Here is a 7,238-nt window from a genome sequence, read left to right as displayed (position 1 = left end):
AACCCGCTACGACAAACTGGCCGAGAACTTCCTTGCCATGGTTCAACTCGCTTCAATACGGCTGTGGCTTCGCGTTTATGAGTCTACAGCCTAGTTCACGTCGTGGGCGAGTTATGCTGTCGGACTAAACTGAAACTGAATGAGCCGTCACCGACGTCCCGATCGGCTGTTTCCCATTGCCCAGGCAGCTTCCGGCTAACCCCTGAGCTATCATTTTATTTGAAGAGCCGCCGAGATATAGGTTTTTGGCCCTGAACGGCATGGGCAACCGGCGTCATAAATTCACCTTGCCTTTTGCAATTTGTGGCTATTGCTTCTCTAGCAATTTGGCACTTCCTGTTACTCATTACGTGCAGGACTTCGAAATGCGTTCACGTAGCCAGATTTTGGCCGGGGCGAGCTGCGAGCGCTCATGCCAGGTGAGCAGCTTGGTGAAGCCCGGCACCTCCAGCGGTGGATCACGCAGGCAGAGCCCATCCAGCCCCCGCACCAGCCGTTCGGGCAACACCGCGCAAGTGTCCGAGGCGCGGATCAGGTCGAGCACGAAGCTGAAGTTCGGCGCCGAAAGCACCACGCGGCGGCTGCGCCCCATGGCATCGAGCGCGCGGTCGGTAGCGCCGTGGAACTGGGTGCCGTCATGCGACATCAAGGCATGGTCGAGCGCGCAGAAAGCATCGAGGTCGAGCGGCCGCCGCGTTGCCGGATGGCCGTGCCGCATCACGCAGACGTAGCGTTCCTCGAACAATCGCCGCGCGCGCAGGTGCTCGGGCGCCATTTCCGGGGTGATCAGCGCGAAATCGAGCTGGCCCTGCTCCATGTCCCGCGCCAGCGTGGCCATGTCGACCGGGCGGATCGAAACGCGGATGCCCGGTGCGATCCTCCGTAGCGCGGTGAGGAACGGCAGGATCACCACCCGCTGGGCATAATCGGTGGCGGCGATGCTGATCGTCATTTCGGCACTGGCGGGATCGAAGGCGTCGGGCTGGAGCAGCACTTCGATCTCGCGCAGCGCTGCCTTCAGCGGCGCGGCCAACGCTTCGGCGCGCGGCGTGGGCAGCACGCCGCGCTGCGCTCGAATAAACAAGGGATCGTGAAAGGCTTCGCGCAGGCGGGTCAGCATCCCGCTGACAGCCGGCTGGGTCAGCCCGAGTCGCTCTGCGGCGCGCGTAACCGAGCGCGTTTCCAACAGCGCATCCAGCGCCTTTAGGAGATTGAGGTCCAGCCCCCTGATATCACCCTGCATGATGACGGAAATACCACTTCCTGATTTCTCTTATATCAAATGCCCGCTTATCTGTTCCCCGGTCAAGCTTTCCCCCCGAAGCGCAGGAGACCCATGTGAGCGACATTCTCTGGCCCGCCGGCTATGTGCCCGGCTTCACCGACAATTTCTGTTCCAACGAAGTGATCGTGGCAGGCCTGACCACCGCCGACATCTGGCCGTTCCTGGCCGAGCCGCTGCGCTGGTCCGGCTATTACGCCAACAGTTCCGACGTGGCGTTTCACGACGGGGCCGGCCCGGTCCTCGAACAAGGCGACCGCTTCTTCTTCAAGACCTTCGGCTTTCCGGTCGAAGCGCAAGTGGCCGAATGCGTGCCGCCGGTGGAAGGCCAGCCCGCGCGGATCGCGTGGCATGGCTGGTCTGGCGAAGGCGATACCCGGCTCGACGTTCATCACGCCTGGCTGATCGAAGACCTCTCGGCCGGGCGCGTGCGCATCCTCACGCAGGAAAGTCAGAAGGGTGAACCCGCCAGGGAACTGGCCAAAGCCAAGCCCAACCCGATGATCAACGGCCATCAGGACTGGCTCGACGGTCTTGTCGCCGCCGCATTTGCAGCCAAGGCTTAAGGAGAAGCCGCCGCATTTGCAGCCAAGGCTTAAGGAGAAAACGCCATGAAGATCCTCATCGTTCTCACCTCGCACGCACGGATTGGTGAGACCGGCCGCTCCACCGGCGTCTGGATCGAGGAACTGACCACGCCCTATTACGCCTTCATTGATGCCGGGGCCGACGTGGACCTGGCATCGACGGCGGGCGGCGAAGTTCCAGTCGATCCCGGTTCGATGGCCGAGGCGGACCGTCCGGAAAGCGTCGCGCGCTTTCTGGCCGATGCATTGGCAGTGGAGAAGCTGAAGCACTCGCTGAAGGTCGCGGACCTGACTGCCGAACCTTACGATGCAGTGTTCCTGCCCGGCGGCCACGGCACCATGTGGGACTTGCCCGAAAGCACCGCGCTGGCCGATCTGCTGACCACGGCCTTTGCCGAGGGCAAGGTCGTCTCCGCCGTCTGCCACGGCCCGGCCGGCCTCGTGAACGCCAAGGATATCGAGGGCAAACCGCTGGTCGCCGGCCGTAAGGTCAGCGCCTTTACGAACAGCGAGGAAGAGGCCGCCGGCCTTACCCACGCCGTGCCGTTCCTGCTGGAAACGCGCATCCGCGAGCTGGGCGCGCTTTACGAACGCGGCCCGGATTTCCAGCCCCATGCGGTGCGCGACGGCAATCTTGTTACCGGGCAGAACCCGGCCTCATCAACGCGCGTGGCGCAGCTGGTGCTCGACGCGATCGGCTGAGCCCGCCTACTCACTTCCGTTTTCTCTCTCCCCCCAATCGGAGGACGCATGTCCGCGCTTTTCACTCCCTTCACGCTCAAGGACGTCACCCTGCGCAACCGCATCGCGGTGCCGCCCATGTGCCAGTATTCCGCCGTCGACGGTGCCACCACCGATTGGCACCTTGCCCACTACACCGGCATGGCACGCGGCGGTGCGGGCCTTGTCATCGTCGAGGCGACCGGCGTTTCGCCCGAAGGCCGCATCACCCCGGGCTGCACCGGGCTCTGGAATGACGCGCAAGTGCCCGGCATGGCCGCCATCGCCGCCGAAATCCGCAAGGCGGGCGCGGTGCCCGGCATCCAGATCGGCCATGCCGGCCGCAAGGCCAGCGCCAACAAGCCTTGGGAAGGCGACGACCATATCGCCGACGATGCCCCCGGCGGCTGGCCAACGATCTCTCCATCCGCCATCGCGTTCGGCGGCGGCCTGCCCAAATTGCCGAAGGAAATGACGCTGGACGACATCGCCCGCGTCAAGGCGGACTTCGTTGCCGCAGCGAAGCGCGCGCTCGATGCCGGGTTCCAGTGGCTGGAACTGCACTTCGCCCACGGCTACCTCGCGCAGAGCTTCTTCTCGGTCCACGCCAATACCCGCACCGACCAATACGGTGGCAGCGCCGAGAACCGGGGCCGCTTCCTGATCGAAACGCTTCAGGCCGTGCGCGAAGTCTGGCCGGAAAACCTGCCGCTCACCGCCCGCTTCGGCGTGCTGGAATTCGACGGCCGGGACGAGGAAACGCTGGTCGAATCCATCGCACTTGTGAACCGCATGCGCGCGGAAGGGCTGGACTTCCTCAACGTATCGATGGGCTTTTCGACGATCGAGGCCCAGGTGCCGTGGGGGCCCGCCTTCATGGCGCCGATCGCCCAGCGCGTGCGGACCCAGACCGGCCTTCCCGTCGCCACCGCATGGGGCATGGATATTCCCGCCGATGCAGAGCGGGCCATTGCGGTGGAGCAGATGGATCTGGTGATGGTCGGGCGCGCTGTTCTGGCCGATCCGCACTATCCGTTCCGCACCGCGCGCGAACTGGGCGTGCCCAAGGCCTCTTCGCTGCTGCCGGAGCAATATGCCTATTGGCTCTCGCGCTATCCCGGGCCGCAGAATGGCGCGGTGATCGACTGAGCCTGGTCCCTACCGATGATTGAATCCCGTCGGTAGGGCATCCCCGAAATCGGCGAGTTGGGCACTTGGATGTAATCGCTTTCGTCGCTGAAGTGGGTCAAGGCTAGGCAACTCCGCCCTGGGTGGGGCGCCATCTGAAGAGGCTCTGATGCGTACCTTCTGTGGCAGCGGTTGTCCTGCCTATCGGCGGCCGGTGACCGCTGCCCTGCTGTTCCTCGTTTGAGGATGCAGTGGTCCGTTGCAAACGCGGTCGAGACGTCGTCAGGTGCAAAGTCGCCCGAGATAGGCGCGATGAGATCTCCTGAGGGCGATCCGACTTGAGCAGTTAATCTCGGACGATGGCGCTTCCTCCACCATTCAGAAGCAACAATGAAGCCGAACTCCTGCCCGGTTCGCCTCTGTGCCCTCGCTTGAAGCTGTGTGAAGCGTTCCACAAGCCCGGAAATGTCACCGGCGCGCAAGACATGCTTTGACATTCGCTCACCAGCGCCCGGCGACAACGACGTGATGAGCCACGTCGATTTACTGAGTTCCATCGAAACGAAGATCGCGCCAAGATCGAAACGGATAGCGGCAGGCACATGAGGTCGATCTGCTGTAAGCATGGTTGCATCCATGGAGTTAGGGGTCAGCAACCGCACTCTGACAGAGTGTCAGTCGCTATCCACCTCGCCATGGGATCTCTCGGGGTCGTCAAAGTGGATACCGAATGACTGAATTCGGGCGGTTGCCGTCACTCCAGTTCACCCGCGAGCGAATGGCAGCATCTCGCCATTTTAATCTGGAAGGTGCCGTTCCGGACAAGCCGACTTAGCTGCTGTTGTAACGCAAGGCACGTAAGCAACGGAGCCCATATAGCTTGCGGTCGCGAATGGTCTTCTCAACCATGCAAGCACTTCCCAAGGACATTGATAGCACATACTATCTATGGCACGTGTCCGGCCAGATGGGAGTGAATGCATGGACAAGATGAAGGCAATCGTCGTTGGCACTGGCTTTGGATGTCGCATCCACATTCCGGCGCTCCGGGCGGCGGGTTTCGAGGTCGCCGCGCTGGTAGGGCGCAATTTCGAGCGCCTCCAGCGCAAGGCGGCGGAAAACGGCGTGCTAGCATGCTACACCGACCTTGACGAAGCGATTGCCGCGACCGGAGCGAATCTCGTGACTATCGCTACCACGCCCAACACGCACGCATCTCTGGCACACCAAGCCATCGCCCATGGCTGCCATGTCCTTTGCGAGAAGCCCTTCGCCTTCAATGCCGTAGAAGGTAAGGCGCTGCTCAAGGCTGCCGACGATGCCGGAATCGTCCACATGGTCTCCCACGAGTTCCGATGGCTGCCGGAGCGTGCGCTGTTCGGCCAGGCGATCAGGGAAGGCCTGATAGGAGAGCCTCGTTTCTTGATCATGGATCAGTTCCTGCCGTTCTGCGCTGATACCAACGCCCGCCTTCCCCGTTGGTGGTTCGACAAGGAGGCAGGAGGCGGCTGGCTTGGCGCGGGCGGATCGCATCTGATTGACCAGATCCGCGCATGGCTGGGAGACTTTCATTCGCTCAGCGCAAACCTGTTGACCGTATCCGACCGCATTGACGTAGCCGAAGACAGTTACTCGATGCGTTTCGTGACCAGGAGTGGTGTTGAAGGTTCCATGCAACAGTCAGCCGGGGCTTGGGGTGAGCCAGCCAGCCTGTGCCGTTGCGCGGGTTCCAAGGGCAGTGTTTGGATCGATGCGGGCAAGGTCTATGTCGCCGATGCCACCGGCACCAGACAGCTCCAGGTCCCGACCGAGCTTGAACTGCCACCGCCGCCACCTGCTGCCGATCCCAATTCGGCCAACCGCCTCTCCCATTTCGAGATCGGGCCGTTTACGCGGCTGGCCGAGGCGCTGCGGGATGCCATCGGCGGTTCGGCAGCTCCATCGCAGGTTGCGCCCCCGACGTTCCACGACGGGTTGAAGTGCATGCAAATCATGGATGCCATGCACGGGTCCGCAGCGAACGGCGGAACGCTTCAGGTCCTGCCCTGATGTCCGGCCATGAGCGCGGCGGCATCGGCCTGGAATACCTGAGCGTGTTCGGCATGCCCTTGCCGGAATATGTTGCAATGGCCACGCGCCTTGAATGCGATTTCATATCCGTGAACTATCGCGGTGCTGCGAATGCACCAGACGGCACTGCCGTTGAAGCGTTGAACGACAACCGTCAGGCGAGGCAGCACCTCGTATCGGCCCTTGCCGATCACGGTATGCGTCTCGAACTGGTTGAAGGCTTTGCCATTACACCAGCAACGTCGGTTGAGGACTACGCAGCCGATCTGGATTCCGTTGCGCAACTCGGCGCGCGTTCCATTTGCGCTGTCAGTCTGGACAAGGACATCAGGCGCACAAATGTGCAGTTTTCGACCTTGGCGGAAATGGCCGCAATGCGCGGGCTGCGGGTCACAACCGAAGTAGGCGCGGGCGTGATGCGCAATTTCGAGATGGCATCCCTGACCTGGCGCGACGTGGACAGTCCCAACTTCACGCTGTTGATCGACGCCATGCACTTCTTTCGGCGGGGCGGAAACTTGCAGGACCTCGATTCCCTTCCGCCCGGCGCGATCGGTCACGTCCAGCTGTGCGACGTTCCGATGCCCGCCAGGATCGAGAGCTACATGGAAGAAGCACTGTTCGAACGGCTATGCCCCGGCGACGGCGATCTTCCACTTAGAGACTTTCTCGCAAGGATCTCCAACACCGTGCCCATCGGTCTCGAGGTGCCAATCCGATCTGCGTCGAACGATATGGAAGAGTTATTGCGAAAGTGCCTGTCGCGGACCCGGCCATTGATTGGACCGATCTAACTCGTCCGAATATTCCACTCGTCCAGGCGGCCAACGTCCGCTTGCCCCAACGTTTCTGCCATTCAGCGCCTGCTCAGGGACTTCCCGATATTTGCCCATCGTTGAGGCAGAAGTTTGTCCAGAGGAGTAGCAACCAAAATCGACCGCTCACATGACGAAGACGTCGGTCAAGGTTTAATGTCGTGACAGCATTGGTCGTCTCCTTGACGATCGGATCCAGGCTTTGCCCGTTGCGTGACGCGGATCGACGGATCGACCCATATCCAGCTCACATGCGGACGCCGTCTGAGACGGCTGCACCATGTCCCGCTTGCCGCGGGCACGGGCTTAGAAGGCGAGACCAGTCTTTCGGGCGGCATTTGAAGCCAACAGTCGTTTCGTTCGCCTCAGAATTCGGGCGCGAGCGGGCAGCGCTCACAGAGTTCTTCACCGGACCTAACATCAGGCTCGAGCCCTCAAAAGAATTGCTTGTTGAGGCCTGCCCGCGACGTAGCGATGTAGCGCTTCGTCGAAAATCGGCGGATTCCCGCGGCTCGTGCTAAGCAATTTGCTATGGTTGCGAGCCCCCGCAACCAATCCCGCCCAGGTCTGATCGTCCCGCTCCGTCCGGTGACGTCCACGGGCGACCATTTTCCCAAGCATATCAAATATTTTTGA

At 61.9% G+C, this 7,238-nt stretch carries 7 protein-coding genes and 2 pseudogenes; 6 read left to right on the top strand and 3 right to left on the bottom strand.

Annotated elements, in window-relative coordinates; translation table 11 throughout:
* Nucleotides 1-94 (top strand): annotated as a pseudogene (locus EDF56_RS25710) (IS5/IS1182 family transposase); the annotation flags it as partial.
* Nucleotides 95-346: 252 nt separating this feature from the next.
* On the opposite strand, the gene EDF56_RS25705 reads toward EDF56_RS25710, so the two are convergent.
* Complete coding sequence (locus EDF56_RS25705) at nt 347-1,243, bottom strand: LysR family transcriptional regulator (protein WP_132393017.1); 897 nt, start codon at nt 1,241-1,243, stop codon at nt 347-349.
* A 95-nt stretch (nt 1,244-1,338) separates the two neighbouring features.
* Between EDF56_RS25705 and EDF56_RS25700 the strand changes: the two genes are divergently transcribed.
* The 3 genes from EDF56_RS25700 to EDF56_RS25690 are packed head-to-tail and all read left to right on the top strand — an operon-like array spanning nt 1,339 to nt 3,738.
* Nucleotides 1,339-1,848 (top strand): SRPBCC domain-containing protein, encoded by a 510-nt coding sequence (locus tag EDF56_RS25700; RefSeq protein WP_132393015.1) that lies wholly within the window; start codon nt 1,339-1,341, stop codon nt 1,846-1,848.
* A 45-nt stretch (nt 1,849-1,893) separates the two neighbouring features.
* Complete coding sequence (locus EDF56_RS25695; protein ID WP_132393013.1) at nt 1,894-2,571, top strand: type 1 glutamine amidotransferase domain-containing protein; 678 nt, start codon at nt 1,894-1,896, stop codon at nt 2,569-2,571.
* A 48-nt stretch (nt 2,572-2,619) separates the two neighbouring features.
* Entirely contained in the window at nt 2,620-3,738 is a 1,119-nt protein-coding gene (locus tag EDF56_RS25690; protein ID WP_132393011.1) for an NADH:flavin oxidoreductase/NADH oxidase, read from the top strand.
* Nucleotides 3,739-4,115: 377 nt separating this feature from the next.
* On the opposite strand, the pseudogene EDF56_RS26555 reads toward EDF56_RS25690, so the two are convergent.
* Nucleotides 4,116-4,343 (bottom strand): annotated as a pseudogene (locus EDF56_RS26555) (IS110 family transposase); the annotation flags it as partial.
* Nucleotides 4,344-4,698: 355 nt separating this feature from the next.
* Between EDF56_RS26555 and EDF56_RS25680 the strand changes: the two are divergent.
* Both EDF56_RS25680 and EDF56_RS25675 read left to right on the top strand, forming a co-directional pair.
* Nucleotides 4,699-5,766, top strand: coding sequence for a Gfo/Idh/MocA family oxidoreductase (locus tag EDF56_RS25680; protein ID WP_132393009.1), 1,068 nt, complete (start codon nt 4,699-4,701; stop codon nt 5,764-5,766).
* Entirely contained in the window at nt 5,766-6,581 is an 816-nt protein-coding gene (locus EDF56_RS25675; protein ID WP_132393007.1) for a TIM barrel protein, read from the top strand. The genes EDF56_RS25680 and EDF56_RS25675 overlap by 1 nt, the downstream gene beginning before the upstream one ends.
* A 441-nt stretch (nt 6,582-7,022) precedes the next feature.
* Here the strand turns inward: EDF56_RS25675 and EDF56_RS26280 are convergent.
* On the bottom strand, nt 7,023-7,238 hold a 216-nt coding region (locus EDF56_RS26280), incomplete at its 5' end, for a hypothetical protein (RefSeq protein WP_207905144.1).

The organism is Novosphingobium sp. PhB165 (genome assembly GCF_004341845.1).
Classification (GTDB): domain Bacteria; phylum Pseudomonadota; class Alphaproteobacteria; order Sphingomonadales; family Sphingomonadaceae; genus Novosphingobium.
Note: the sequence above shows the minus strand (reverse complement) of the source record. Positions and strands in the feature narration are given on the sequence as shown.